Annotated in this window: 1 rRNA gene (running past one end of the window); it reads right to left on the bottom strand. The window is 56.3% G+C overall.

Annotated features, from left to right (window positions below):
- Positions 1-1,559, bottom strand: a 23S ribosomal RNA gene (locus ABZ567_RS32245); its annotated part runs 1,371 nt beyond the window's last position; the annotation flags it as partial.

Raw genomic sequence — 1,559 nt, forward strand, 5'->3', positions numbered from 1 at the left:
GAGCCGACATCGAGGTGCCAAACCATCCCGTCGATATGGACTCTTGGGGAAGATCAGCCTGTTATCCCCGGGGTACCTTTTATCCGTTGAGCGACGGCGCTTCCACAAGCCACCGCCGGATCACTAGTCCCGACTTTCGTCCCTGCTCGACCCGTCGGTCTCACAGTCAAGCTCCCTTGTGCACTTACACTCAACACCTGATTGCCAACCAGGCTGAGGGAACCTTTGGGCGCCTCCGTTACCCTTTGGGAGGCAACCGCCCCAGTTAAACTACCCATCAGACACTGTCCCTGATCCGGATCACGGACCGAGGTTAGACATCCAGCACGACCAGAGTGGTATTTCAACGGCGACTCCACCATGACTGGCGTCACAGCTTCAAAGTCTCCCACCTATCCTACACAAGCCGAACCGAACACCAATATCAAACTGTAGTAAAGGTCCCGGGGTCTTTCCGTCCTGCTGCGCGAAACGAGCATCTTTACTCGTAGTGCAATTTCACCGGGCCTATGGTTGAGACAGTCGAGAAGTCGTTACGCCATTCGTGCAGGTCGGAACTTACCCGACAAGGAATTTCGCTACCTTAGGATGGTTATAGTTACCACCGCCGTTTACTGGCGCTTAAGTTCTCAGCTTCGCAACCCCGAAAGGTCACTAACCGGTCCCCTTAACGTTCCAGCACCGGGCAGGCGTCAGTCCGTATACATCGCCTTACGGCTTCGCACGGACCTGTGTTTTTAGTAAACAGTCGCTTCTCGCTGGTCTCTGCGGCCACCCCCAGCTCAGAGTGCAAGACTCATCACCAGACGTGGCCCCCCTTCTCCCGAAGTTACGGGGGCATTTTGCCGAGTTCCTTAACCATAGTTCACCCGAACGCCTCGGTATTCTCTACCTGACCACCTGAGTCGGTTTAGGGTACGGGCCGCCATGAAACTCGCTAGAGGCTTTTCTCGACAGCATAGGATCATCCACTTCACCACAATCGGCTCGGCATCAGGTCTCAGCCTTAATGTGTGACGGATTTGCCTATCACACGGCCTACACCCTTACCCCGGGACTACCACCGCCCGGGCTGGACTACCTTCCTGCGTCACCCCATCGCTTACCTACTACCACCTTGGGTCGACGGCTCCACCACTTTCCATTCCCCGAAGGGTCCGGAACGGCTTCACGGCCTTAGCATTAATGGATTCGGTACTGGGCGTTTCAAAGCGGGTACCGGAATATCAACCGGTTGTCCATCGACTACGCCTGTCGGCCTCGCCTTAGGTCCCGACTTACCCTGGGCAGATCAGCTTGACCCAGGAACCCTTAGTCAATCGGCGCACACGTTTCTCACGTGTGTATCGCTACTCATGCCTGCATTCTCACTCGTGAACCGTCCACAACTCGCTTCCGCGGCTGCTTCACCCGGCACACGACGCTCCCCTACCCATCACAGCAGGCGTTGGCCCTATTGCTGCAATGACACGACTTCGGCGGTACGCTTGAGCCCCGCTACATTGTCGGCGCGGAATCACTTGACCAGTGAGCTATTACGCACTCTTTCAAGGGTGGCT

The sequence above is a fragment of the Streptomyces sp. NPDC016459 genome, from assembly GCF_040632845.1.
Classification (GTDB): Bacteria; Actinomycetota; Actinomycetes; order Streptomycetales; family Streptomycetaceae; genus Streptomyces.